Genomic DNA, 24,701 nt, shown 5'->3' on the forward strand with positions numbered 1-24,701 from the left:
GTAATGGGTATCGACATCAGGAATGTGAACAGGCGCGGTTTCCTTGGCCTGACCGGCCTTGTCGCGACGAGTGCAGCGCTGGCCGCGTGCGCGGGTACCGGGGGCGGTTCGGGAAGTTCCTCCGGCACATCGGGTGCGGCGGCGTCCGGTGACGCGACCACCATCAACTTCTGGTCCAACCACCCCGGAAAATCCATGGAGGTCGAGAAGGAACTGATCGGTCGCTTCCACGCGCAGAATCCCGACCTGACGGTCAACTTGGTCGACGGGGGCAAGAACTACGAGGAGGTGTCGCAGAAGTTCAACGCGGCACTGTCCGGTGGCGACCTGCCGGACGTCGTCGTCCTGTCCGACGTGTGGTGGTTCAACTACGCCATCACCGGCGCCATCGCACCGCTCGACGATCTGTTTTCGACTGTCGGCGTCGACACCGACGACTATGTAGACGCTCTCCTCGCCGATTACCTTTATGAGGGAAATCATTTCGCTATTCCCTACGCTCGTTCGACGCCGCTGTTCTACTACAACAAGGACGTGTGGGCCCAGGCCGGGTTGCCCGACCGCGGCCCCGAGTCGTGGGCGGAGTTCGACGAGTGGGGACCGCGCATCCAGGAGGTCGTCGGCGGCGGCAAGTGGGCGCACGGGTGGGGCAATGCTGCGGACTACCTCGGCTGGACGTTCGAGGGCCCGATCTGGACTTTCGGCGGCGCCTACTCCGACGGTTGGGACCTGTTGTTCACGGATTCGAAGACGATCGAGGCCGGCACCTTCCTGAAGGACATGATCCACACCAAGAAGTACGCGTCCGTCTCGAACGACATCGCCAACGACTTCTCGGCCGGTCTCCTCGCGTCCACGATTGCGTCCACCGGCGACCTGTCGGGCATCACCAGCAACGCCGCCTTCGACTTCGGCACTGCTTTTCTACCCGCACCCGAGGGGCCCGGATGCCCGACCGGTGGTGCGGGCCTGGCGATCCCGTCCGGTATCTCCGACGAGCGCAAGGCCAACGCGTTGAAGTTCGTCGACTTCGTCACCAACGGCGACAACACGGCATACTTCTCGCAGACCACCGGATACATGCCGGTCCGTAAATCCGCGGTCGAGAACGCCGAGATGAAGAAGTATCTCGACGAGAACCCCAATGCGCGCACCGCTGTCGACCAGCTCGCGGTCACTCGTTCGCAGGACTACGCCCGGGTGTTCGTTCCCGGCGCAGACCAGGTCATCGGCACCGGACTCGAGAAGATCGCCCTCCAGAACGCCGATGTCGCTGCAACATTCGCGGAGGTTCAGGACCAGCTTCAGCAGATCATCGATCGCCAGATCGCTCCGAACCTGTAAGCGCACATTCACAGACAGAGGTAGGACCCAGTGGCCCAGATCAGTTTTCGGAACGTCACGCACCGCTATCCCGGTTCGGACCGCCCGTCGGTCGATTCGCTCGACCTCGAGATCGCGGACGGCGAATTCCTGGTGCTGGTGGGTCCGTCCGGATGCGGGAAGTCGACGAGCCTGCGTATGCTCGCCGGTCTTGAGGCGATCGACTCCGGCCGCGTCGAGATCGGTGGGTGCGACGTGACGGGGTTACCGCCCAAGGCGCGGGATGTCGCGATGGTGTTCCAGAACTACGCGCTGTACCCGAACATGACGGTGGCCGAGAACATGGCGTTCGCGTTGCAGAACGCCGGGGTGAAGAAGCCGGAACGCACGAAGCGTGTGCTCGAGGCCGCCAAGATGCTCGAACTCGACGCGCTGCTCGACCGCAGACCGGGCAAGCTCTCGGGCGGCCAGCGTCAGCGAGTAGCCATGGGCCGAGCCATTGTTCGACATCCGGCGGTGTTCTGCATGGACGAACCGTTGTCGAACCTCGACGCGAAACTGCGGGTGAGCACTCGCGCCCAGATCGCCGAACTGCAGCGCAGGTTGGAAACGACCACGGTGTATGTCACCCACGACCAGGTCGAGGCGATGACGATGGGCGATCGGGTCGCGGTGCTCGACGGCGGACGCCTGCAGCAGGTCGCGACGCCGCGCACGCTCTACGATGATCCCGTCAACACTTTCGTGGCGGGGTTCGTCGGGTCGCCGGGAATGAACCTCGTCGAGGTTCCCGTGCTGGACGGATCAGCGAAGCTCGGTGAGCTGCAGGTTCCGACGCCCCGGTCGCTCGACTCGGGTCGCGTGGTGTTGGGAGTCCGGCCTGAGTCATGGACGTCGGTCGGTGCCTGGCGCAAAGGGTCATGGACCGTGCGGGTCGTCCTCGTCGAAGAGCTCGGCGCCGAGTCGTTCGTCCACGCGGTATCTACGGGTCCGACCGACGAGATCGGGAAAGTCGTCGTCCGTTGGGATCGACGCACTCCCGTTGCGGAGGGTGAAGAGATCCACCTGGTTCCGAAACCCGGTGAAGTCTTCTTCTTTTCGGCAGAGACCGGACTTCGCATCGGATCATGACGGAGTGGGAACCGCGGCGAGCGCCAGTTTGTCTCCGTAGAGAGCATGTTGGTCGTCATCGAGCCCGGAGTCGGTGACGATGGTGTCCACCTCGTCGAGTGCTGCCACCTTCGCGAGGGCGCGTCGACCGAACTTGGCGTGGTCGGCAACCACCACTGTGTGTGCGGCAGCGGAGATCAAGGCCCGTTTGATGGGAACTTCGAGGGTGTTGTTGTTGGTGATTCCGGCGGCGGGCTCGATCGCGTCCGCACCCAGGAACGCCCAGTCCGCCGAATAGTGCGACATGAACCGGACGGCATGGTCGCCGATGAGTGTGTAGACGGATCCGAGCAGCTCGCCACCGGACACCAGCAACCGGACATCGGGAAACGACGCGACGAACTTTGCGATGCGGAGATCGTTCGTGAGCACGGTCAGCGACGACCTCTCGCGCAGCGCGACCGCGATCTCGTAGGTGGTGGACCCGCTGTCGAGAACGACGCTGTCGCCGTCGGACACGAGTGCGGCCGCGACCGACGCGATCGCCGATTTCTCGGCGCGGCGCACGTCCTGTTTGAGCACGTACGGGACTTCGAAGGATGCACCGTCTATCGCTTTCGCGCCGCCGTGGGTGCGTTCGACCTTGCCGTCGCGTGCCAGCGCGTCGAGGTCGCGCCGGATGGTGGAGGAATCGACGCCGAGTGCCGCCGACAATGTCTTCGCGTCGACGTATCCGTCGGCGAGTACTCGAGTGAAGATGTCACGTCGCCGTGCGCTCGCGGACACGAATGCTCCTCGGATCGGTACATCGGTGTGGGATGGTCGAGACCGAGTCACTGCTCGATCGGTGACGACCATAGCGCACCGACACGCAGAATGCGCATAGATATTGACACTGATGCACGAAAGTGTGCATGATTTCGAGCAGAACGTGCGCGTTCTCGCGCAGGTCTATTTGAGAGCCGTCAAGTTTCGAAGATCGTGAAGTTTTGCCGAGAACGTGAAATTTACCAAGCACACTGGAACCGCCGAGGTTGCCGCAGTGACCTCGGACGACCGGATACGACGTTGTCTTTCGGAGGTCACACGCAATGCTCAAGTTGGGATACAAGGCGTCGGCGGAGCAGTTCGGCCCGCGGGAACTCGTGGAGTTGGGGGTGCTCGCCGAGGCGCACGGGATGGATTCGGCGACGGTGTCGGATCACTTCCAGCCGTGGCGGCACAACGGGGGTCATGCCCCATTCTCGTTGGCGTGGATGACCGCGGTCGGGGAACGTACCGAGCGGTTGCAGTTGGGGACCTCGGTGCTCACGCCGACGTTCCGGTACAACCCGGCGGTGATCGCGCAGGCGTTCGCGACGATGGGGTGCCTGTATCCGGGGCGGGTGTTCCTGGGGGTGGGGACCGGTGAGGCGCTCAACGAGATCGCGACCGGGTACAGCGACGCGTGGCCGGAGTTCAAGGAGCGGTTCGCGCGTCTTCGGGAGTCGGTGCGGTTGATGCGGGAATTGTGGACCGGTGATCGTGTCGATTTCGACGGTGAGTTCTACAAGACGGTGGGGGCGTCGATCTACGACGTGCCCGAGGGCGGTATTCCGGTCTACATCGCGGCGGGTGGCCCGGTGGTGGCGCGGTATGCGGGCCGCGCGGGGGATGGGTTCATCTGTACTTCGGGTAAGGGCATGGAGTTGTACACCGACAAGCTGTTGCCTGCGGTGGCGGAGGGCGCGGCGAAGGCGGAGCGTGATGTCGCGTCGGTGGACAAGATGATCGAGATCAAGATTTCGTACGATACGGATCCTGATCTGGCGTTGGAGAACACTCGGTTCTGGGCGCCGTTGTCGTTGTCGCCGGAGCAGAAGCATTCCATCGAGGATCCGATCGAGATGGAGGCGGCGGCGGATGCGTTGCCGATCGAGCAGGTGGCGAAACGGTGGATTGTGGCGTCGGATCCTGATGTGGCGGTGGAGCAGGTGAAGGCGTACGTGGATGCGGGGTTGAATCATCTGGTGTTCCATGCGCCGGGTCATGATCAGCGGCGCTTTCTGGAGTTGTTCGAGCGGGATCTGGCTCCTCGTCTGCGCGCTCTGGCCTGATCGGACGGAGGAGCGAGATGACTTCGGTTGCACAGAATGTGACAACCCTTCCACAGTGGCGGGCCCTCGAGGCCCATCGCGACGACGTCGGGTCGGTGCACCTGCGTGAATTGTTCGCCGCCGATCCGGGGCGGGTGGAGGCGATGACCGTCGCCGCTGCGGACCTGATGGTCGACTACAGCAAACACCGGATCACCACCCGCACCGAGGAACTGCTGCTCGACCTTGCGCGCGCGACCGGCGTGGAGGCCGCACGCGACCGGATGTTCGCCGGAGAACACATCAACGTCACCGAGGACCGGGCAGTGCTGCACACTGCGCTGCGGCTGCCGCCGACCGCGCAGTTGACGGTCGACGGACAGGACGCGGTCGCCGACGTGCACGAGGTGCTCGGGGTGATGGGCGACTTCACCGATCGTGTCCGCGACGGGCGGTGGCGCGGAGCGACCGGCGAGAAGATCGCGATGGTGGTCAACATCGGGATCGGAGGGTCGGATCTGGGCCCTGTGATGGTGACGCGCGCACTGCGGCACTACCACGACGGCCCGCGGGTGCGGTTCGTGTCGAACGTCGACCCGGCCGATCTCACGACGGCGCTCGATGGCCTTGATCCGGCGACGACGTTGTTCATCGTGGCGTCGAAGACGTTCTCGACGGTGGAGACGCTGACCAACGCGACCGCGGCAAGGCGCTGGCTGGTTGCGAAACTCGGGGAAGGTGCAGTGCCGGCGCATTTCGTCGCGGTGTCCACGCATGCGCAACGGGTCGCCGAGTTCGGCATCGATCCGGTCAACATGTTCGGCTTCTGGGACTGGGTCGGTGGCCGGTATTCGCTCGGGTCGGCCATCGGGCTGTCGGTGATGTGCGCGATCGGCCGAGAGCAATTCGGTGAATTGCTCGACGGTTTCCACCGCATCGACACCCACTTCCGCACCGCACCTCTCGAGGAGAACACTCCGATCCTGCTGGGTCTTCTCGGCGTGTGGTACACGAGTTTCCTCGGCGCGCAATCACGTGCTGTGTTGCCCTATTCCAATGACCTCGTGCGTTTCCCGGCCTACCTGCAGCAACTGACCATGGAGTCGAACGGCAAGTCGGTGCGCTCCGACGGCACTCCTGTGGGTTGTGCGACCGGTGAGATCTTCTGGGGTGAACCGGGTACGAACGGGCAACACGCCTTCTATCAACTACTGCACCAGGGAACGCACCTGGTGCCTGCGGATTTCATCGGATTCGCCGCGTCGACGGAAGATCTGCCGACCGCAGACGGAACCGGAAGCATGCACGACGTGCTCATGGCGAACTGTTTCGCGCAGTCGAAGGTGATGGCGTTCGGACGCACCGCAGACCAGGTACGGGCCGACGGCACGCCCGAAGAGTTGGTGGCACACAAGGTGATGCCCGGGAATCAGCCGTCGACGACCATCCTTGCGTCGAAGTTGACACCGTCGACCCTCGGGCAGTTGATCGCGCTGTACGAGCATCAGGTGTTCGTCCAGGGCGTGGTGTGGGGGATCGATTCGTTCGACCAGTGGGGCGTGGAGCTGGGCAAGATGCAGGCAACACAACTGCAGCCGGCGCTGTTCGGTGACGGTGATCCGACGACAGGTGATGCCTCCACCGACGCCCTCATCCGAAGCTACCGCGAGATGTCGAAGGGAGAGTGACCCCGTGCCCGCTCTGAAACTCCTCAAACTTCCGATCCCGGTGGCGGAGTCGTGGGACTGGCAGATGGACGCGGCGTGCCGCGACGTGGACGGTGCACTCTTCTTCCACCCCGACAACGAGCGTGGCGAGCCGCGGGAAGAGCGGATCGCGGCCGCGAAGCAGATCTGCGAGTCGTGCCCGGTGCGCATGCAGTGTTTGCGCTATGCGCTGGAATCCGGTGAACGATACGGGGTCTGGGGCGGCATGACCGAAGAGGAACGGACGGCCGCGCGCAGACGGCGAATGGTCCGGTAGTTCCCGAAATGCAACGGCACCGAGTGAGGTTCACTCGGTGCCGTTCTGGATGAGTCTGCTGGTCAGTCCTTGTCGAGGAACAGATCCCACTGCGGGTTGTCGCCGCCGCCGTAGCGCGACAGATCAGTGACGCCCGCTGCAGTGAGTACATCGGCGTCGATGAAGCACTTGCCGCTGGTGGTTTCTGCCGGGCTCGACAGGATCTCGACTGCGGCGTCGGCCATGATCTCGGGGCTGCGCGACGACGACAGCAGGTGATCGCCGTCCTGCATGTTCGCGACCGCGGAGGTGGCGATGTACGTCTCCGGCCAGAGGCAGTTCGCAGCGATTCCGGCCTCGGCGTACTCGGCGGCGAAACCCAGTGTCAACAGGGACATTCCGTACTTGGACAGGGTGTATGCGGGATGCGCGCCCAGCCAGTACGGGTTCATGTTGATCGGCGGGGCGATCGTGAGGATGTGCCCGTTCTCGGACTTGCGGAGATGCGGCAGTGCTGCCTTCGTGAGGAGGAAGGTGCCGCGGCAGTTGATCTCCTGCATGAGGTCGTACTTCTTCGCCGACAACTTCTCGGTCGGTTCGGTTCCGATCGCGCTCGCATTGTTGACGCACATGTCGATGCCACCGAATCGCTCGACGGCGGTGTCGACGAGGCGCTGCACGTCTTCTTCTTTACGCACGTCGCCGACGATGGCAACGGCCTTGCCGCCTGCTGCTTCGATGTCGGCGACGGCTGTGTGGACGGTACCCTGCAGCTTCGGGTGGGGTTCGGCGGTCTTGGCCAGGAGCACCACGTTCGCGCCCTGTGTGGCGGCAGCGACGGCGATCGCAAGTCCGATGCCGCGGCTGGCGCCGGACACAACCATCGTGCGGTCGCGAAGTGCATGCTGGCTCGTCATCGTTCTCCCTGATCGGATTCGTGGGGCTTGTTCGTTCTCACCGATGATATTGGCATTCTCATTTTCTGCAAGTAAGGTATCCGGCGTGAGCGATATCGTGGAAACCTCGTCCGGGATCCCGCTCGATCCGGTTTACGGGTCGGGGGATCAAGAGCGTGAACTGCCCCTGCCGGGCAAGTTCCCCTTCACTCGTGGAAACTTCGCCTCCGGCTACCGGGGCCGACTGTGGACATTCCGTCAGTATTCGGGCTTCGGCACCGCCGAAGAATCCAACCGCCGTTACCGTTACCTGCTCGACCAGGGTGGCACCGGGCTTTCGGTTGCGTTGGATCTGCCCACTCAGTGCGGCTACGACTCCGATGACCCCGAGGTCACCGAAGAGGTCGGTCGCGTCGGTGTCGCCGTCGACACCCTCGCCGACGCCGAGATTCTCTTCGACAGCATTCCCCTGGACAAGATCAGCACGAGTTTCACGATCAACGGCACCGCCGCGATCCTGCTGGCCTTCTACGTGGCCGCCGCCGAACGCAAGGGTGTGCCGCGCGAGAAGCTCACCGGCACCATCCAGAACGACATTCTGAAGGAATACGCGTCCCGCGGTACGTGGATCTGGCCGCCCGAGCCATCCCTGCGACTGATCGCCGACACGATCGAGTTCTGTGCCGCCGAAGTCCCGCGGTTCAACGCGATCTCGGTGGCCGGCGCGCATTTCCGCGATGCCGGAGCCAACGCGGTTCAGGAGATGGCGTTCACTCTCGCAGACGGCGTCACCTATTGCGACACCGTGGTCGAACGCGGCCGCATGACCATCGACCAGTTCGCGCCGCAGATCTCGTTCTTCTTCTACACCCATGGCGACTTCTTCGAAGAGATCGCCAAATACCGTGCCGGACGGCGGCGTTGGGCAACGCTCGTCCGCGAGCGTTACGGCGCGACCACCGACAAGGCCTCGATGTTCCGGTTCGGCTGTGTCGCCGGCGGTGCCTCGCTCTATGCGCCGCAGGCTCAGAACAACCTCGTGCGCGTGGCCTACGAGTCCATGGCTTCGGTGCTCGGTGGCGTCCAGTCGATGTTCACCGCGGCGTGGGACGAGCCGTTCGCGCTGCCGAGTGAGGAATCCGCGACGCTCGCGCTACGCACACAGCAGATTCTGGCCTACGAGACCGGCGTGACCCGAGTGGCCGATCCTCTCGGCGGGTCCTACTTCGTCGAAGCGCTCACCGACCGCACCGAAGAGCGCATCGTCGAGATCATGACAGACCTCGAACAGCACGGCGGTATGGTCCGTGCCATCGAGGACGGGTACCTCCAGGGTCTCATCGCCGACGAGGCGTACAAGATCCACAAGGAGATCGAGGCCGGAGAACGACCCGTCGTCGGCGTCAACAAGTTCGTCTCCGACGAACCGGCCCCGGAGATATCCACCTACGAACTCGATGCCGAAGGCCGCGAGATGCAGCTGAAGCGTCTCGCGAAGGTGAAGGCAGAACGTGACCCCGAGGCCGTGCGCAGCACCCTCGCAGCCCTGTCCCGCGCAGCGGAAGGAACCGACAATCTGATGCACTCCCTGATCGACTGCGCCAACGCCTACTGCACCGTCGGCGAAATGGTGTCCGCACTGAAGTCCGTGTGGGGCGAATTCCAGCAGCCGGTGGTGTTCTGATGGCCGCCCGCATTCTCGTCGCCAAGCCCGGCCTCGACGGACACGATCGCGGCGCCAAGATCGTCGCGCGTGCACTGCGCGACGCAGGCTTCGAAGTGATCTACACCGGAATCCGCCAGAAGGTCGAGGACATCGTGTCCATCGCCCTTCAGGAAGATGTCGAGGTCGTGGGTCTGAGCATTCTGTCGGGCGCGCACGTCGCGCTGACGACGAAGGTCGTCGAGGCCTTGCGTGCAGCGGATGCCGGCGATATCGACGTGGTCGTCGGCGGCACCATTCCCGCGTCCGACGTCCCCAAGCTTCTCGAGGCCGGGGCCGCGGCGGTGTTCCCGACCAGCACACCACTCGACGTTCTGGTCGCCGGGGTACGCAAACTGACCGAGAACGCGGACCGCGCGTAGGCCGTTCCCGAGCCCGGTCATCGAGCGCGACACCGGGCCGCGCAGAGGACAGAACTTCGTCGGAAACTTGGAGGTATCGTGCGGATCGGAGTGATGGTCGGACCCGAGCAGGGGGACACCAGCCGCAAGGTCGACCGGATGTTGAAAGATGTCGAATGGGCGGAGGCCGCCGGATTCGACACCGTGTGGGTTCCGCAGATCCCCACCGACTTCGACGCATTGACGGCCATCGCCCTCATGAGCACGAGGACGAGCCGAATCGAGATCGGTACTGCCGTGGTGCCTCTCCAGGCACAGCACCCGGTGCACCTGGTGCGCCAGGCGCTGTCCACCCACGCTGCGCTGAACGGACGACTCGCGCTCGGTGTCGGCCCGTCCCACCATTGGATCGTGCAGGACATGCTCGGCCTGCCCTACGAGAAGCCCGCCAAGTTCACTCGGGACTACATCGACGTGCTCGGCGCCATCAAGGATCTGCCCGGTTCGATCGACGTCGAGAACGACACGTTCACCGTGCACAACCCCCTCGATATCGGACCTGTGGCACCGATGCCCCTCTTGGTTGCCGCGCTGGGGCCCGTCATGCTGAAGATCGCCGGTGAACGCGCCGACGGAACCATCCTGTGGATGGCCGACGAACGTGCGATCGGCGAGCACATTGTTCCGCGCATCACCAAGGCTGCCGCAGAAGCCGGACGTCCCGATCCTCGGATCGTTGCGGGCGTCCCGGTGTGCCTGTGCGCGCCGGGTGAAGAGGACACGGCGCGTGAGCGAGCCAATCGGATCCTCGCCGAGGCCGAGATCTCGCCGAACTACCAGCGGCTGCTCGAGCAGGGTGAGGCGAAGGACATCGGCCAGATGGCCATCGTCGGCGACGAGAAGGCGATCCTCGCCGGGTTCCGCCGCTACCGCGATGCCGGCGTGACCGATCTGTCGATGCGCCTGCTGCCCATCGGCAACAACCGCGACGAACTGGTCGCGTCGAAGTACCGCACCCGTGAGGTCGTCGCCGAGCTCGCGAAGGAACTTCGGTGAAGGTGGACCCGCACGCGGGTGTGACAACGGACCCGCCCGCGGGTGCGAACGCCGGTCCACTCGCGGGTATTCGGATCCTCGAGGTCGGCCACATCCTCGCCGGACCGTACGCGACGATGATGCTCGCTGATCTCGGGGCCGAGGTCACGAAGATCGAACCACCGACGGGCGATCTGTCGCGGCAGGTCAGCGACGCGTACTTCGCGAGCCTCAACCGGGGTAAGCGGAGTATCTGCCTCGATCTGACTACTGAGGAGGGCCGGCTCAGGCTCGGTGAGCTCGCCGCCGAATCACATGCTCTGCTGGTCAATCTCAAGCCGTCGGCGATCCGAAAGTACGGGCTGACCTACGACGCACTGCGCCGGTTCAACGACAAGATCGTCTGTGTCGCGCTCACCGGGTACGGCCTCGCAGAGGGTGACGATCCCGCATTCGACTACGTCATCCAGGCGGTGACGGGCGTTGCCGATCTCACCGGCGATCCCGCAGGCCCACCGACGCTGCCCGGGTACTCGGCGGCCGACAACTCGACCGGTCTGACGGCCGCGCTCGGTCTGCTGGCTCAGATCGTGTCGGGTCGCGGCGGTCAGGTGGAGGTGTCGCTGCGCGACGTCATGCTCTCGCAGCTCAACTACCGCGCCTCCGCATTTCTCAACGAAGGTACCGCGCCGCGTCGCATGCCGAGCGGGGCGCACTCGTACTACGTTCCGGCGCAGCTGTTCCCGACGTCCGACGGCACGTTGGCACTGTTCATCACACACGACGGGTTCTGGCGCACTTTCGCTGCCGAAGCCGGCGTCGAGGGCTTCGCGACGATGGCCGAGCGTGCGGCGAATCGGGACGAGGTACTTGCCGTGGTCACCGAAGTACTCGCCGGCGACACTGCCGCTGGGTGGGAATCCCGGTTGCGTCCCTTGGGTGTGCCCGCCGCCGCGGTCCGGTCGCTGCCGGACGCGCTCGAGGCCACGCCGGGCATGGTGGTGGAGGCCGGTGACTTCCGCCTCGTCGGCAGCCCCATCCGAATCGATGGTTACGAGCCCGAATACGGTGCGCCGCCGCGGTTGGGGGAGCACGGCACACTCCCCGTCGGATGACCGGAGTCGTCGGTCGCAACAAAGCAGCACATCGATGGCCTCCAACGGAACCCGTTGGAGGCCATCGATCTACTACACGGTCCTACTCGTACCGCACCTTGATGGAGCAGTCCGGTACGGCCTGGCACGTGAGGGTGTAGCCGTCGGCGATCTCGTCGTCGCTGAGCGCATCGTTGACGCGCATGGTGGCGCTGCCGTCGGTGATCTTCGCGATGCACGTCGCGCAGTTGCCTGCCTCGCATGAGAACGGGGGTGCCAGGCCCGCGCGGCGTGCGCTTTCGAGGAGCGTTTCTCCGGGGTTCAGCGGAACCGACACGCGCTGGCCTCCCAGGCGGATCGACACGGTGCCCTCGATGGGGGCGGCCGGAGTCGATGCCCCGGCCCCGGCAGCCCCGGCTTCCTCTGCGGCGTCGGCAGCCTTCACTGGCTCTGCGGCGGCGCCGAAGCGTTCGCTGTACACCTTGCCGGGTCCGGTGAGTGCAGACTCGATCATGTCCATGAAGGCCTCGGGTCCGCACAGGTATGCGTCGGATGCGGTGCTGCCGCCGACGAATTCCAGCGCACCCGCGGGGGTGAGCAGGCCCGAGTCGTCGTCGAAGTGGCGGACGACGGTGAGACGTCCGGCGTACTTCTCGACGAGTTCGTCGGTCAGAGCGTCGAAGATCGCCGAGTTGCGGTCGCGGTCGGCGATCAGGAGGCGAACGTGGCGATCGGTGGTGGCGAGCGTGCTCTTCGCGATCGACAGGAGCGGGGTGATGCCGCTGCCGCCTGCGAAGCCGATGAGGGGGCCTTCGCCTTCGCGGAGCAGGAAGGTGCCTGCCGGACGAGTGATCTCCACCTGATCGCCCTCGGCCACGTTGTCGTGCAGCCAGTTGGAGACCTTGCCTCCGGGGACCCGCTTGACGGTGGTCATCATCTCGGTGTCGGTCTCGGGGGCACTCGACATCGAGTACGACCGGTAGAGGTCGGTGCCGTCCACGTTGACCTTGAAGGTGCAGAACTGGCCTGCCTGGTAGGTGAACGGCCCGTCTACGGGCGCGAGCACGTAGGTACGGGCGTCGTCGGTCTCCTTCACGATCCGGGTAACGGTCGCGCGCTGGAACAAAGGTGGTCTCGCCATGGACCGTCTCCTCCTGGTATCGATATTCTGCTACTAGGAGAGTACTATTCTCTCCAGTGAGAGCGAAAGCTCCCGACCGAGATATTCGCAGGATGAGACGGGATCGTAAGGAACGGGGACATGGCCGACCGCACCGTGCTGGCCTTCGACCAGCAGGAATACAGCCGTGCGCGACTCGACGCGTTGGCTGCCGGTATGGCGGCGTCGCTCGAGCGGCGCGGCGTCGTACCCGGTGATCGAGTGGCGCTCATGTCGTCGAACCGGCCCGAGTTCGTCATCGCAGTGCTGGCCATCTGGCAGGCCGGCGCAGTCGTCGTGCTGATCAGTCCGGCGTGGAAGCGCACCGAGGTCGCGCACGCGCTCGAGGTCGGTGAGGTGGCCCATGCCGTCGGCGACAATTCGGTACTGACCGCACTGATGCCCACCCTCTGTCTCGATGATCCGATAGAGGAGGGCTTCCGGCCGCCCACACCGGCCGGTCCCGACGCCGACGCCGTGCTGGTCTTCAGTTCCGGCACCACCGGCCTCCCGAAAGCGGTCCGCCACACCCACGCATCGTTCGCCGCCGCGATCGAACACTGGCGCGACGCCCTGAAACTCACCGCCGCCGACCGCATCCAGATAGTCACGCCCCCGTCGCACATCCTCGGCCTGCTCAACATCGCGACCGTGCTCGACGTCGGTGCCTGGATGCGGCTGCACCGGCGCTTCGACCTCGACGCGATGCTGAGCCACATCGAGAGCGACCGCATCACCGTCGAGATGGCGGTCGCGCCGATCGCCCTTGCCATCGCGTCGCACCCGGATCTCGAATCCTTCGACCTGTCGTCGCTGCGCTACATCATGTGGGGTGCCACGCCCGTCACGCCGAGCGTCGCCGAGACCGTCACCCGCCGTACCGGGGTCCCCTGGGTGCCCGCGTACGGCGCGAGTGAAGTCCCCGTGATCGCCTGCAGCCCGATCGACGGCGCGCGCCTCGACAGCGTGGGACGCGCCGTGCCCGGCGTCGAGATGCGCGTCGTGTCGCTCGACACCGGCGCGGTGCTCGCCCCGTGCGGCACGGGCGACGCACTCGCCCCGGGCAACACAGGCGAGCTCCAGGTGCGCTCCGCGTCGATGATGGCCGGCTACCTACCCAGCACCACGACCGCCGACGCATTCGACGACGGCTGGTACCGCACCGGCGACGTCGGCAGCGTCGACACCGACGGCTGGGTGCGCATCACCGACAGATCCAAGGACATGATCAAGGTCAAGGGCTTCCAGGTGGCGCCCGCCGAGATCGAAACCGTCCTGTTCTCACATCCCGACATCGCCGACTGCGCGGTGTTCGGCGTCGACGACCCCTCCACCGGTGAAGCCGTCGTCGCTGCAGTCACGACCACCGCACCGATCACAGCCGACGAGATCATCGACCTTGTCGGAAGTACCCTCGCCTCGTACAAACGACCGAGCCGAGTGGTCTTCGTGCCCGAAATCCCGCGCCTGCCCTCCGGCAAGGTGTTGCGCCGAATACTCGAGGAGCGCCATGGACGTACGTCTGACCAATGAACAGCAGCAATTGCGCGACGCAGCCGCAAAACTCGCCGACGATCTGGGGCCGGGCTCGGTTCAGGACCTCGACGACGCGACACGTGTCGCGCGGCTGGAGAAGACGGTCGCCGCGGCCGGCTGGCGCGAACTGCGCTCCGACGGCGCCTCCGCCGTCGAGGTGGCCATCGTGGCAGAAGAATTCGGCCGAGGACTCGTAGATGTCCCGTTCCTCGGACCGGTCCTGGCCGATGACCTGCGACGACATCTCGCAGACGATCAGCAGACCTGGGCTATCGGCGTCGGCGATGATGCGTTCGACGCGACGGGCCTCACTCGCGCACTCGTGGTGCGCGACAACAGCATTCTTGCGGCAGACATCGGAGGACCGGCAGAGGGCGCAGACCTGACCCGCGCGTTCGCCACGCTGGTGGAACCGTACGAGCAGATCGGCGAACTGTCGGCCGAGCAGGTCGAGCGCGGATACGCGTTGGCGCTCGTCGCCACGTGCGCCGACCTCGTGGGAACCTCGCGCGGCGCCCAGGCGGCGGCCGTCGACTATGCCAAGCTGCGCGAGCAGTACGGCAACACGATCGGCTCGTATCAGGCTGTCGCGCACCTGCTCGCCGAGAGCGAGGCGCTCATCGAAGGCTCCATCAGCGTGCTGCGTCACGCGGCGTGGGCCGTCGACGAACTGACACCGGCCGAAGCAGTTCGCGCCGCAAAGATCGCGAAGATCTATTGCGCCCGTGCCGCACGCACGGTGTGCGAGACCGCCATCCAGGTGCACGGCGGTATCGGAAACACCTGGGAATGTATCGAACACGTATATCTGCGGCGGGCGCTGACGTCCACCGAACTGTTCCCCGTGAGCCTGGAGGAGATCGACCTTGGACTTTCGTGACTCGCCGGAAGAAGCCGCGTTCCGCACGCGGCTGCGCACCTGGCTCGCAGAGATAGCAGGCAAGTTCCCCACATCGGGCGACGAGTACTGGGCCAAACAGGGCGAATGGCATCAGGCTCTGTACGGAGCGGGATTCTTCGGATTGTCCTGGCCCAAGGAATACGGCGGCCAGGAACTCCCACCCGTCTTCGACGTGATCCTCGACGAGGAACTCGCGATCGCCGGTGCTCCGCCTCGGCCCAGCCTCGGCTATCTCGTGGTGGGCCTCGGACACCACGGCAGCAAAGAACTGCAGCAGCGCTTCCTGCCCGGAATGATCAACGGCACGCAGCGGTGGTGCCAGGGATTCAGCGAGCCCGATGCCGGCTCCGACCTCGCATCGCTCACCACCACCGCGACCCGCGACGGCGACGAATACGTCATCCACGGTCACAAGGTGTGGACGAGCTACTCCGACGTCGCCGATTGGTGCCTGCTGCTCGCGCGCACAGACCCGGATGCACCGCGGCACCGCGGCATCTCTGCTTTCATCGTCCCGATGAAGCAGCCGGGGATCGAGCAGCGGCCACTGAAGATGATCAGCGGTGTCACGAAGGAATTCGGCCAGGTTCTGTTCGACGGCGCCCGGGTGTCTGCTGATCAGATGGTCGGCAACCCCGGCGACGGCTGGCGCATCGCGATGACGGTGGTCGGGCACGAACGGGAACCGTCCACGCTCGGATTCGCGGCGCGTTACGGCAAACTCGTCCGCCAGCTCGCGGCCCGCACCGAAGGGCGTCCCCCGGAAGATCTCGCGTGGGCGGCAGTGCAGTCGGAGATGCTGCGCCTGCACGTGCGCCGCAGGCTGTCGGAACAGCTCGACGGCGTGAACCACGGATCCGAAGGCTCCCTCGACAAGTTACTCATGACCTGGGTGGATCAGTCGGTGGGGCATGCCGCACTGGCTGTCGCGGGTACCCGCGACACCGAACTGCTCGGCTCGTACATGTACAGCCGCGCGCAGTCGGTGATGGGCGGTACCTCGCAGATCCAGAAGAACATCATCGCTTCACGAATCCTCGGATTGGGGGTCTGACATGTACGACATGCCCGACGAAATCGACGTCCAGGCCGACGGTCCCCTCCGGATCATCACACTCAACCGGCCCGACGATCTCAATGCTGTCAACGATCCTCTGCACGAGGGACTTGCACGGCTGTGGCCGCGGCTCAGCGGCGACCGTGAAGCGCGCGTCGCGGTGATCACCGGTGCAGGCCGAGCATTCTCGGCAGGTGGCGATTTCGCGTATCTCGCCGAGCTGGCGCAGGATGCAGACCTGCGCGCCAAGACGATCCACGACGGACGGGAAATCGTGCTCGGGATGGCCCGGTGCCGAATTCCGGTGATCGCGGCCGTGAACGGACCTGCGGTGGGGCTCGGCTGTAGCCTGGTTGCGCTCAGCGACCAGGTCTTCATGGGTGAGAAGACGTACCTCGCCGACCCGCACGTGCAGGTCGGTCTGGTTGCGGCCGACGGTGGTCCGCTCACCTGGCCGTTGCAGATCAGTCTGTTGCAGGCCAAGGAGTTCGCGTTCACGGGTAAGCGGATCTCCGCCCAGCGGGCAGTCGAACTCGGCATGGCCAACCAGGTTGTTGCCGACCCGATGACCGAGGCGCTGGCATTCGCCAAGACCATTCTGGATCAGCCGCAGAAGGCGATCGAGGCGACGAAGCGTCTGCTCAACATCCACCTCGAGCGCGCGGTTCTCGCCGCTCTCGATTTTGCGATGAGCGCCGAGGAGATGACGTTCCAGAGTGATGACTTCCGGGCGAACATCGCGCGTCTCACCGCAGCCAAGAGCTGACGGAACCGTGTTGGGCCGTGTGAGGTCGCTGTCGTACTTTCATCCGGATCTGCGTGTCGCGGCGCTGTTGGCGCCGCGACGCGCGGTGACGCCGCGAACACTCGCGGTGATGCGTAGGCTCACGAAAGCGATCAAGGGAAACGACCCTGACGTCCACGTCCTGGAACCCGGTGTGGCGGTGCGGTATTTCCGTCCGCGTACACCGATGGGCGGCGAGCCGCGCCCGGCACTCCTGTGGATTCACGGCGGCGGCTATGTGTTCGGTCGGGCCGCCCAGGACGACGACCTGTGTCAGCGTTTCGCCGATCGGCTCGGTGCTGTCGTCGCGTCGGTCGACTACCGGCTGGCGCCGGAGCACCCGTATCCGATCCCGCTGGACGACTGCTTCCAGGCGTACCGATGGCTTGTGCATCGGCCGGAAGTGGATCCGACGAAGGTCGTGATCGGTGGTGCCAGCGCGGGTGGTGGTCTCGCCGCTGCGCTGGCGTTCGCCATCCGCGACAGCGACCTCGTACCGCCGGTGCTTCAGCTTCTCGTGTATCCGATGCTCGACGACCGCACCGATTCCGGACCGGACCACATGCGCATGTGGGACAAGGACTGCAACCGCTTCGGATGGTCGAGCTTTCTCGGGGAGGCTGATCCGTCGACTGCCGCGCCGGGACGGCGTACCGATCTGGCAGGGCTTCCGCCGGCATGGATCGGTGTCGGATCCAACGATCTGTTCGCGCTCGAAGATCGCGAGTATGCGGACCGTCTCGCCGAAGCCGGTGTTCCCTGCGAATTCCATGCGGTAGCGGGGGCTTTCCACGGATTCGATTCAGTCGCCGCCCGTAGTGGTGTCGCGCGGGAGTTCTTCGAGAAACAGTGTGTCGCTGTGGACAACGTGGTGTAAGACGACGGTTCGACCAATCGACGACGGTGCTTCCGGACCCACCGAGGTCCGGAAGCACCGTCGAGTCGGTTACGAGTTCGCGAGTTCGTAACGCCGGCGGTATTCCTCCTTGGAGGTTTCGCTGATGTCCACGTCCTTCGCCCGGGCACGCAGGGCGCCGACGGTGGCCTGCTCACGCGGAGTGTGCTCGAACGGATCCCAGCCGAAGAACCGCGCGGCGTTCTCGAAGGTGACCTTGTCGATCTCCGCGTCGGTGAGCCCGGACGCGACGAGTTCCTCCATCAGCACCTCCGGCGACCGCGGCCAGGTGGAATCCGAATGCGGGTAGTCGCATTCCCAGGCGATGGTGTCGATGCCGAGGCGCTCGCGGTTGTTCAGGCCGCTCGGTTCGGTGATGTAGCAGGCGAGGAAGTTCTTCTTCCAGACGTCGGTCGGTGTCATGCCCTTCGGCAGGAAGCTCGCACCGGTCCACGATTGGTTGACGATGTGGCGTTCGAGGCGGTCGAGCCACGGCGCGACCCAGCCGACGCCCCCTTCGCTCATGGCGACCTTGAGATCCGGGAACTTCTGGAACGCGCCGCTGAGCATCACGTCGGTGGCGGCGATCGTCGAGATCAGCGGGGTGAGGACCATCATGTCGTCGAGGTCGAAACCTTCGGGTCGCTTGACCAGGCTCATGCCGCCGCCGATGTGCAAGCTGAGCACGATGTTGTGGTCGACGCAGGCCTTGAAGATCGGGTCCCAGTAGCCGGATTTGAAGTCGGGGTAGCCGTCTCCGACGCCGTACGGGGTTTCGGGGATGGAGATGGAGCGACAGCCCATCGCGGCGAGCCGGTGGATCTCCTCGACGGATTCGTCGACGTCGTAGAAGGGGATGATGCCCAGGGGGATGAAGCGTCCGGGGTGGGTGTCGGGGACTTCGCCGACGACCCAGTCGTTGAACGCTTTCAACGCTGCGAGTGAGAGCTTCTTGTCGGGCAGGGTGGCGAGGTGGGTGCCTGCGAAGCCGGGGAAGGTGGCGAACAGGGTGGCGGCGAGGGTGCCGTTGGCGTCCATGTCGCGGACGCGTTGGTCCATGTCGTAGACGCCGGGTCGCATTTCGGCGTAGCCGGTGGGGTCCATGCCCCATTCCTTCTTGGGCCAGGAGACGACGGCGTTGAGCCCGGAGCTGCCGACGACGGAGCCTTGGAACAGCCATGCTTCGACGTCGGGGTTGCGGGGGTGGGTGGTCAGTGTCGGGGCGTGGTCCATGAGGCTCTTCGGGAAGTGCTTTTCGAAGATGTCGCGGGGTTCCACCACGTGGTCGTCGATGCTGACCATCACCATGTCGTCGATGTTCATCGAATTCCTCACTGTCGAACCGCTATCGGAGCGGCGAGTTCTTGTTCGTCGATCATGAGCTGAAGGGCGGCCAGGGTCTCGTCGAGTCCGGCGCCGATACGCGGGCCAGGAGTGAAGGTCGCCGGGAGTTGTCGTATTCCCTGAACGACTCCGATGGAATCGTGACCGTGCCGTCCCGGTCGCGTAGTCTGCATTCTAAGAATGTCCTTCCGAATGTGGAGAACCATAATCTCGAGCGGGTGATTCCGCAAGGTTCCTTGCGCGGTGTCGACGTTCGATTCCAGGACCGGCGACCGTCCGGTCCATGACGAAGGGGAGCAACTTGAAGGCATGGCAGTTCGAAGGAACCGGGAAGCCGATCTCACTGAACGAGGTGCCGGAACCGGTACCGGGACCCGGAGAGGTCGTCATCGATGTCAAAGCCGCCGGACTGTGTCACAGCGACGTCATGTACATGGAGGTCGGTGAGGCGAGCATGCCGTTCCTCCCGATGACCCAGGGGCACGAGAACGCCGGAGTCATCAGCGCACTCGGCGCAGGCGTCGAAGGGTGGAACCTCGGCGATGTCGTCGGAGTCTGCACATCCGGTGCCCGGCCACCGGCCGGAATGTTCACCCCAGGTGGATTCGCCGACAAGTTCCTCGCCGACGCCCGCGATCTCGCACGCGTGCCCGAGGGGCTCGATCTCGCATTGGCGGCGCTGGCGACCGACGCCGGTATGACGTCGTACCACGCGATCATCAAAGAGGGCGGAGCAGCAGCGGGGATGAAGGTCGGCGTCATCGGATACGGCGGCCTGGGCCAATTCGGCACGCGCGCAGCAGTGCTGACGGGAGCCGAGGTGCATGTCGCCGAAACGAAGGAATCCGTGTGGGACCTGGCCCGTGCGGCCGGTGTTGTGGACCTCGTGCGCGACGCGTCCGAATGGGCGGGCAAGGGATTCGATCTCGTCGTCGATTACGCGGGCTTCGACACCACGAACAAGGCGCTCGAGGCGATCAAGCGCGGCGGCAAGGTTGTTCAGGTCGGCTTGGGGAAGCCGACATTCACCGTGAACACGCCCACGATGCTCGGACGGACTCTCGTGGGCTCCCTGGGCGGAACGGTGCAGGACATCGAAGAGGTCTTCGCGCTTCTGCTCGCCCGCGAGATCGAGCCCGAATACACCGAGATCGGCTTCGACGAGATAGGCGCGGGGTTGGACCGCCTGCGCAACAACGAGGTCACCGGACGTCTGGTGGCGCGTTTCGGGGACTGACCGGTGTCGAGTGAGGGCCGGTCATCCCGCGGACGACCGGCCCTCACTCGACGAACTACTGCTGCGGTATCAGCGTTTCCGAGCGCTGGATGGTGCCCGTGATACCGGAAGCGTTCTGCTGTCCGAGTAGAACGGCTGCGGCACCCATTGTTTCCGGCGGCTCGATCGCCTCGGGTGGAATCTTCTGCCCGCCACCGCCGGCAAGCCACCCTTCGGTGAGCACGACACGTGACGGCGACAAGCAGTTCACCGCGATGTTGTCGGCTTTCAGGTCGGACGCGAGACCCGTGTAGAGGCGCTCGACGCCGGCCTTCGACACCCAGTAGGCGTTCGATCCACGATCGATCATCGTGACGCCGGTCGTGGTCACCGCGATCATCGACCCGCCGCCCCGCGCACGGAGGTGCGGGATGGCAGCCTTGGTCACGTTGAACACGCCGGTCAGATTCACGTCGAGACAGAGTTGCCACCGTTTGAGCGGCGTCGACTCGATCGGACCCATCCACAGGACACCCGCGTTGGCGACGAGGATGTCCAGGCCACCGAATTCGCCGACCGTCGTGGCGACGGCCGCGTCGACGGAGGCCTCGTCCGCGACATTGCACTGGACCGGGATCGCCCTGCCACCGGCGGAGTTGATCCGCTCGGCGACCGCGCCGATGGTGCCCGGGATCTTGCCTTCCTCTTGCGTCCGGGCGGCAACGGCCACCGTTGCTCCCGCATCTGCGAGGGCGACGGCGATCGCTGCCCCGATCCCGCGACTGGCGCCCGCGACGAACGCGACCTTTCCGTCGAGGGAGGTCACTTCGGCGGAAACCTCAGCGCGCCGTCGAGACGGATGGTCTCGCCGTTGAGGTAGTCGTTCTCGACGATCGACGCAACCAGCGTCGCGTACTCCACCGGGCGGCCCATGCGCTTGGGGTGCGGCACCTGCGGGCCCCAGTACGCCTCGAGCTGGTCGCCGGCCTTACCGTACGCGGGGGTGAGGATGGTGCCGGGGGCGATGGTGTTGACGCGGATTCCCAACGGCGACAGATCGCGCGCGGCGACGAGCGTCATACCGAGGATGCCGCCTTTGGCCGCCGCGTAGGGGAGCTGCCCGATCTGACCTTCGTAGCCTGCGATCGACGCGGTCTGCACGATGACGCCGCGCGAGCCTTCGTCGTCGAACGGGTCCTGCTTGGCGATGGCTGCCGCGGCAAGACGCAGGACGTTGAACGACGAGGTCAGGTACGACTGGATGGTCTTGGTGAAGCCGTCGAGCGACATCGGGCTGCCGTCCTTGCCGACGAGCCGTCCGCCACCTGCGGGGCCGCCGTGGCAGTCCACCGACACCCGCAGCGGTCCGAGCGACTCGGCTTCGGCGATGGCCGCCAGGACCGACTCCTCGCTGCCCGCGTCGGTGTTGACGTAGCGCACGCCCAGCTCGTCTTCGAGGGCCTTGCCTGCCTCGTCGTTGACGTCTGCGACGACGACCTTGGCTCCGCCCTCATGGAGGCGGCGAACGGTGGCCTGCCCGAGGCCTCCGGTGCCTCCGACGACGATGGCCGAGATACCTGCGATCTGCATTCTGATTTCCCTTCTTGCAACTAATGCTCTCGTGCTGCGAGAATAATGTTCTCATGAACCTAAGCATGATTCTAGAAATGGTGGCAAACAACGGCGAACGCGCAGTTGCGACCGTTGGCGATCGCTCCTTGACTGCTGCGGATCTCGACACGCACGCCCGTCGCCTCGCCGCGCGGGTACGCGACAGCTCCGCGGTGCTCTACCTGGGAACGAATCATCTCGCCTACCCGGTGGCACTGTTCGGTGCGGCACTCGCGGGTGTGCCCTTCGTCCCCCTCAACTACCGTCTCGGCGAGCAGCAGTTGTCCGCGCTGATCGAGCGCCATCCGGATGCGACGATCCTGCGTCAGGACGATCTCGATGCGCTGATCACCGATGCGCCGGACGACGGCGAGCCCGCCGAACTCGAGCCCCAATGGGACGGCGACGCTATCGCCGCGATCATCTACACCAGCGGCACGACGTCCGATCCCAAGCCCGCCGTGCTGCGGCACCGGCATGTGATCGCATACGTGCTCAACACGATGGAGTTCGCGTCCGCCGAGGACACCGACGCCTCGCTGGTGTCGGTGCCGCCGTATCACATCGCGGGCCTGACGAACCTGATCTCCAACCTCTACAGCGGCCGCAGGATCGTGTACCTGTCGACATTCGAACCGGTCACCTGGCTCGAGACCGTGCGTCGCGAGAAGGTCGTCCACGCGATGCTCGTGCCGACGATGCTCGCCCGGATCGTCGCCCACCTGGGCGAGGAAGAAGCGAATGTTCCGACGCTCGCGACCCTCGCCTACGGAGGTTCCCGCACTCCGCGGCCCGTGCTCGAGCACGCGCTGCGCGCCTTCCCCGACACCGGATTCGTCAACGCGTACGGGCTCACCGAAACGGCGTCCTCGGTCGCAGTCCTCGGACCCGACGACCACCGCGAGGCGATCGCCTCCGACGACCCGGCCGTACGCGACCGGCTCGGCTCGGTCGGCCGGCCCCTGCCGGGCATCGAGTTCGAGATCCGGACCGAGAGCGACGAACCGGTCGCGACCGGCGACACCGGGCTGATCTTCGTGCGCGGCGAGCAGATCTCCGGCGAATACGGCGGACGCAGCGTGCTCGATGCCGACGGCTGGTTCTCCACCCGCGACCTCGGGCATCTCGACGCCGACGGCTACGTGTACGTCGAGGGCCGCTCCGACGACACGATCATCAGAGGTGGCGAGAACATCGCGCCCGCAGAGATCGAGGACGTTCTGCTGGCCCATCCCGCCATCGGCGAGGCCGCCGTCATCGGTGTGTCCGACCCCGAATGGGGACAGCGCATCGTCGCCGTTCTCGTCGGCGACGCCGACCCGGACGAGGTGCGACAGTGGGTCAAGGACCGGTTGCGCTCGTCGAAGACCCCCGACACCATCGTCTTCCGACACGAACTCCCGAAGACCGAAACCGGAAAGCTACTACGCCGTACCCTGCTCGCCGAACTGGAGAACCAAAATGCCTGAAGCCGTCATCGTTTCCGCTCTGCGAACCCCCATCGGCACGGTCCGTAAGGGAACGCTCCGCGACACCAACGCCTTCGATCTCGCCAACCACATCGTCGCCGCGGCGGCGAAGGGGCACGACGCGGCCGACATCGACGACGTCATCCTCGGCGAGGGCCTGTACGGCGGTGGCGTGATCGCCCGTCACGCAGCGATCACCGCCGGATTGACCAGTGTGCCGGGAATGGCAGTCAACCGGCATTGCGCCGCGAGTCTGGCCGCGGTGCAGAACGCGTCGGCGAGCATCATGGCAGGCATGGACCGGCTCGTCATCGCCGGTGGCGTCAACTCGGCGTCCACCTCGCCGCAGTCGCTCATGCGCAACGGTGAGAACTGGGAGCCGTGGCTGTCGCCGACCCACCCCAACCGCGAGGACGCGCCCAACAAGGACATGTCCATCACCGTCGGCTGGAATGCCGCGGTGAAGGCCGGTGTGTCGCGCGAAGAGATGGACGCGTGGGCCCTGCGCTCCCACCAGGTCGCGATCAAGGCCATCGACGAGGGCAAGTTCGTCGACGAGATCGTCCCGATCGAGACCCCGCACGGCCTGTTCTCGGTCGACGAGCACCCGCGTCGCGACACCAGCATGGAAAAGCTTGCGTCGCTGAAGGTTCTCCACCCGGAGATCGAAGGCTTCAGCATCACCGCGGGCAACGCCAGCGGTGGCAACGACGCCGCGGCGGCCCTGACCATCGCGAGCAGCGACCTCGGTCTGCCCGCGCTGGCCACCGTCAAGTCGTGGGCTTCCACCGGTATCGATCCCGCCTTCACCGGTCTCTCGCCCGTGGACGCAATCCCCAAGGCGCTGGCGCGCGCCGGGATGTCGATCGCCGACGTCGACCTCTTCGAGATCAACGAGGCTTTTGCAGCGCAGTGTGTTGCAGTGATCAAGATGCTCGAACTCGACGCGGATCGCGTGAACATCTACGGCAGTGGCTGCTCGCTCGGGCACCCCGTCGCCGCGACCGGTGCGCGCATGCTCACCACCCTCGTCCACGAACTGCGTCGCCGCGGCGGCGGAGTCGGTGTTGCCTCGATGTGTGCGGGCGGAGGAATCGGCTCGGCAGTGGTGATCGAGGTACCGGCACCGTGATACCGGCTCTGGTGAATGTGTCGTCGACTCCGGACGCG

The 24,701-nt window shown here is 65.3% G+C and carries 23 protein-coding genes and 1 pseudogene; 17 read left to right on the plus strand and 7 right to left on the minus strand.

Annotated features, from left to right (window positions below; translation table 11 throughout):
• The first annotated feature begins 15 nt into the window (after positions 1-15).
• Positions 16-1,344: an ABC transporter substrate-binding protein gene (locus ACFWCF_RS14965; RefSeq protein ID WP_378563065.1), complete on the plus strand. Its 1,329-nt coding sequence runs from the start codon at positions 16-18 to the stop codon at positions 1,342-1,344.
• A 30-nt stretch (positions 1,345-1,374) separates the two neighbouring features.
• A complete protein-coding gene (locus ACFWCF_RS14970) occupies positions 1,375-2,454 on the plus strand; it encodes an ABC transporter ATP-binding protein (protein WP_378562647.1) in 1,080 nt (359 codons plus the stop codon).
• Here ACFWCF_RS14970 and ACFWCF_RS14975 read toward each other — a convergent pair.
• Entirely contained in the window at positions 2,449-3,219 is a 771-nt protein-coding gene (locus ACFWCF_RS14975; RefSeq protein WP_378562650.1) for a DeoR/GlpR family DNA-binding transcription regulator, read from the minus strand. The genes ACFWCF_RS14970 and ACFWCF_RS14975 overlap by 6 nt on opposite strands.
• A 305-nt stretch (positions 3,220-3,524) precedes the next feature.
• Here ACFWCF_RS14975 and fgd point away from each other — a divergent pair, with 305 nt between their 5' ends.
• The 3 genes from fgd to ACFWCF_RS14990 are packed head-to-tail and all read left to right on the plus strand — an operon-like array spanning position 3,525 to position 6,491.
• Complete coding sequence (gene fgd / locus ACFWCF_RS14980) at positions 3,525-4,529, plus strand: glucose-6-phosphate dehydrogenase (coenzyme-F420) (protein WP_378488507.1); 1,005 nt, start codon at positions 3,525-3,527, stop codon at positions 4,527-4,529.
• 17 nt (positions 4,530-4,546) lie between these two features.
• Positions 4,547-6,196, plus strand: coding sequence for a glucose-6-phosphate isomerase (gene pgi, locus ACFWCF_RS14985; RefSeq protein ID WP_378562653.1), 1,650 nt, complete (start codon positions 4,547-4,549; stop codon positions 6,194-6,196).
• Positions 6,197-6,200: 4 nt separating this feature from the next.
• The gene (locus ACFWCF_RS14990) at positions 6,201-6,491 is read left to right on the plus strand and encodes a WhiB family transcriptional regulator (RefSeq protein ID WP_378488505.1); all 291 of its coding nucleotides are present in this window, start codon (positions 6,201-6,203) and stop codon (positions 6,489-6,491) included.
• A 62-nt stretch (positions 6,492-6,553) separates the two neighbouring features.
• Here the strand turns inward: ACFWCF_RS14990 and ACFWCF_RS14995 are convergent, their stop codons facing one another.
• Positions 6,554-7,387, minus strand: coding sequence for an SDR family oxidoreductase (locus ACFWCF_RS14995; protein ID WP_378562656.1), 834 nt, complete (start codon positions 7,385-7,387; stop codon positions 6,554-6,556).
• Between the two features lie 85 nt (positions 7,388-7,472).
• Between ACFWCF_RS14995 and ACFWCF_RS15000 the strand changes: the two genes are divergently transcribed.
• The 4 genes from ACFWCF_RS15000 to ACFWCF_RS15015 all read left to right on the plus strand — a co-directional run bounded on the left by ACFWCF_RS15000 (position 7,473) and on the right by ACFWCF_RS15015 (position 11,580).
• Positions 7,473-9,050 carry a methylmalonyl-CoA mutase family protein gene (locus ACFWCF_RS15000; RefSeq protein ID WP_378488503.1) on the plus strand — a complete coding sequence of 526 codons (1,578 nt, stop codon included), beginning with the start codon at positions 7,473-7,475 and terminating at the stop codon, positions 9,048-9,050.
• Positions 9,050-9,451: a cobalamin B12-binding domain-containing protein gene (locus ACFWCF_RS15005; protein ID WP_378488502.1), complete on the plus strand. Its 402-nt coding sequence runs from the start codon at positions 9,050-9,052 to the stop codon at positions 9,449-9,451. Before ACFWCF_RS15000 ends, ACFWCF_RS15005 begins: the two co-directional genes overlap by 1 nt.
• 78 nt (positions 9,452-9,529) lie before the next feature.
• Complete coding sequence (locus tag ACFWCF_RS15010) at positions 9,530-10,486, plus strand: LLM class F420-dependent oxidoreductase (RefSeq protein ID WP_378562659.1); 957 nt, start codon at positions 9,530-9,532, stop codon at positions 10,484-10,486.
• The gene (locus tag ACFWCF_RS15015) at positions 10,483-11,580 is read left to right on the plus strand and encodes a CaiB/BaiF CoA transferase family protein (protein WP_378562662.1); all 1,098 of its coding nucleotides are present in this window, start codon (positions 10,483-10,485) and stop codon (positions 11,578-11,580) included. The genes ACFWCF_RS15010 and ACFWCF_RS15015 overlap by 4 nt, the downstream gene beginning before the upstream one ends.
• Before the next feature lie 82 nt (positions 11,581-11,662).
• Here the strand turns inward: ACFWCF_RS15015 and ACFWCF_RS15020 are convergent, their stop codons facing one another.
• The gene (locus ACFWCF_RS15020) at positions 11,663-12,700 is read right to left on the minus strand and encodes a 2Fe-2S iron-sulfur cluster-binding protein (protein WP_378488499.1); all 1,038 of its coding nucleotides are present in this window, start codon (positions 12,698-12,700) and stop codon (positions 11,663-11,665) included.
• Positions 12,701-12,820: 120 nt separating this feature from the next.
• On the opposite strand from ACFWCF_RS15020, the gene ACFWCF_RS15025 reads away from it, so the two are divergent.
• Genes ACFWCF_RS15025 through ACFWCF_RS15045 form a run of 5 tightly spaced genes read left to right on the plus strand, consistent with a single transcriptional unit; the run spans position 12,821 to position 17,873 of the window.
• Positions 12,821-14,251, plus strand: coding sequence for a class I adenylate-forming enzyme family protein (locus ACFWCF_RS15025; protein WP_378562665.1), 1,431 nt, complete (start codon positions 12,821-12,823; stop codon positions 14,249-14,251).
• Positions 14,229-15,134: an acyl-CoA dehydrogenase family protein gene (locus ACFWCF_RS15030; RefSeq protein ID WP_378562668.1), complete on the plus strand. Its 906-nt coding sequence runs from the start codon at positions 14,229-14,231 to the stop codon at positions 15,132-15,134. Before ACFWCF_RS15025 ends, ACFWCF_RS15030 begins: the two co-directional genes overlap by 23 nt.
• Entirely contained in the window at positions 15,121-16,209 is a 1,089-nt protein-coding gene (locus ACFWCF_RS15035) for an acyl-CoA dehydrogenase family protein (RefSeq protein WP_378488496.1), read from the plus strand. The genes ACFWCF_RS15030 and ACFWCF_RS15035 overlap by 14 nt, the downstream gene beginning before the upstream one ends.
• Before the next feature lies 1 nt (position 16,210).
• The gene (locus tag ACFWCF_RS15040) at positions 16,211-16,978 is read left to right on the plus strand and encodes an enoyl-CoA hydratase/isomerase family protein (RefSeq protein WP_378488495.1); all 768 of its coding nucleotides are present in this window, start codon (positions 16,211-16,213) and stop codon (positions 16,976-16,978) included.
• 19 nt (positions 16,979-16,997) lie between these two features.
• Positions 16,998-17,873 carry an alpha/beta hydrolase gene (locus ACFWCF_RS15045; protein ID WP_378488494.1) on the plus strand — a complete coding sequence of 292 codons (876 nt, stop codon included), beginning with the start codon at positions 16,998-17,000 and terminating at the stop codon, positions 17,871-17,873.
• A gap of 69 nt (positions 17,874-17,942) precedes the next feature.
• Here the strand turns inward: ACFWCF_RS15045 and ACFWCF_RS15050 are convergent, their stop codons facing one another.
• Both ACFWCF_RS15050 and ACFWCF_RS15055 read right to left on the minus strand, forming a co-directional pair.
• Entirely contained in the window at positions 17,943-19,214 is a 1,272-nt protein-coding gene (locus ACFWCF_RS15050; RefSeq protein WP_378562671.1) for an amidohydrolase family protein, read from the minus strand.
• 8 nt (positions 19,215-19,222) lie between these two features.
• Positions 19,223-19,378, minus strand: a pseudogene (locus ACFWCF_RS15055) (cytochrome P450); the annotation flags it as partial.
• A gap of 140 nt (positions 19,379-19,518) precedes the next feature.
• Here ACFWCF_RS15055 and ACFWCF_RS15060 point away from each other — a divergent pair.
• The gene (locus tag ACFWCF_RS15060; protein ID WP_378562673.1) at positions 19,519-20,472 is read left to right on the plus strand and encodes an alcohol dehydrogenase catalytic domain-containing protein; all 954 of its coding nucleotides are present in this window, start codon (positions 19,519-19,521) and stop codon (positions 20,470-20,472) included.
• A 55-nt stretch (positions 20,473-20,527) separates the two neighbouring features.
• Here ACFWCF_RS15060 and ACFWCF_RS15065 read toward each other — a convergent pair whose 3' ends face one another.
• Together ACFWCF_RS15065 and ACFWCF_RS15070 are read right to left on the minus strand one after the other, a co-directional pair.
• A complete protein-coding gene (locus ACFWCF_RS15065) occupies positions 20,528-21,277 on the minus strand; it encodes an SDR family NAD(P)-dependent oxidoreductase (protein WP_378562676.1) in 750 nt (249 codons plus the stop codon).
• A complete protein-coding gene (locus tag ACFWCF_RS15070) occupies positions 21,274-22,041 on the minus strand; it encodes an SDR family oxidoreductase (protein ID WP_378488490.1) in 768 nt (255 codons plus the stop codon). Before ACFWCF_RS15070 ends, ACFWCF_RS15065 begins: the two co-directional genes overlap by 4 nt.
• 53 nt (positions 22,042-22,094) lie before the next feature.
• Between ACFWCF_RS15070 and ACFWCF_RS15075 the strand changes: the two genes are divergently transcribed.
• Positions 22,095-23,531, plus strand: coding sequence for a class I adenylate-forming enzyme family protein (locus ACFWCF_RS15075; protein ID WP_378562678.1), 1,437 nt, complete (start codon positions 22,095-22,097; stop codon positions 23,529-23,531).
• Entirely contained in the window at positions 23,524-24,663 is a 1,140-nt protein-coding gene (locus tag ACFWCF_RS15080) for a thiolase family protein (protein ID WP_378488488.1), read from the plus strand. The genes ACFWCF_RS15075 and ACFWCF_RS15080 overlap by 8 nt, the downstream gene beginning before the upstream one ends.
• Positions 24,664-24,701 lie beyond the last annotated feature (38 nt).

The organism is Rhodococcus sp. NPDC060090 (genome assembly GCF_042729855.1).
In the GTDB taxonomy this organism is placed as follows: Bacteria; Actinomycetota; Actinomycetes; order Mycobacteriales; family Mycobacteriaceae; genus Rhodococcus.

Coding starts and splice junctions, on each gene's coding strand:
- fgd (WP_378488507.1), top strand. CDS start 3,525: ATGCTCAAGTTGGGATACAAGGCGTCGGCGGAGCAGTTCGGCCCGCGG.
- ACFWCF_RS15060 (WP_378562673.1), top strand. CDS start 19,519: ATGACGAAGGGGAGCAACTTGAAGGCATGGCAGTTCGAAGGAACCGGG.
- ACFWCF_RS15040 (WP_378488495.1), top strand. CDS start 16,211: ATGTACGACATGCCCGACGAAATCGACGTCCAGGCCGACGGTCCCCTC.
- ACFWCF_RS15080 (WP_378488488.1), top strand. CDS start 23,524: ATGCCTGAAGCCGTCATCGTTTCCGCTCTGCGAACCCCCATCGGCACG.
- ACFWCF_RS15025 (WP_378562665.1), top strand. CDS start 12,821: ATGGCCGACCGCACCGTGCTGGCCTTCGACCAGCAGGAATACAGCCGT.
- ACFWCF_RS15050 (WP_378562671.1), bottom strand. CDS start 19,214: ATGAACATCGACGACATGGTGATGGTCAGCATCGACGACCACGTGGTG.
- ACFWCF_RS15030 (WP_378562668.1), top strand. CDS start 14,229: ATGGACGTACGTCTGACCAATGAACAGCAGCAATTGCGCGACGCAGCC.
- ACFWCF_RS15005 (WP_378488502.1), top strand. CDS start 9,050: ATGGCCGCCCGCATTCTCGTCGCCAAGCCCGGCCTCGACGGACACGAT.
- ACFWCF_RS15070 (WP_378488490.1), bottom strand. CDS start 22,041: ATGCAGATCGCAGGTATCTCGGCCATCGTCGTCGGAGGCACCGGAGGC.
- pgi (WP_378562653.1), top strand. CDS start 4,547: ATGACTTCGGTTGCACAGAATGTGACAACCCTTCCACAGTGGCGGGCC.
- ACFWCF_RS15075 (WP_378562678.1), top strand. CDS start 22,095: ATGAACCTAAGCATGATTCTAGAAATGGTGGCAAACAACGGCGAACGC.
- ACFWCF_RS15020 (WP_378488499.1), bottom strand. CDS start 12,700: ATGGCGAGACCACCTTTGTTCCAGCGCGCGACCGTTACCCGGATCGTG.
- ACFWCF_RS14995 (WP_378562656.1), bottom strand. CDS start 7,387: ATGACGAGCCAGCATGCACTTCGCGACCGCACGATGGTTGTGTCCGGC.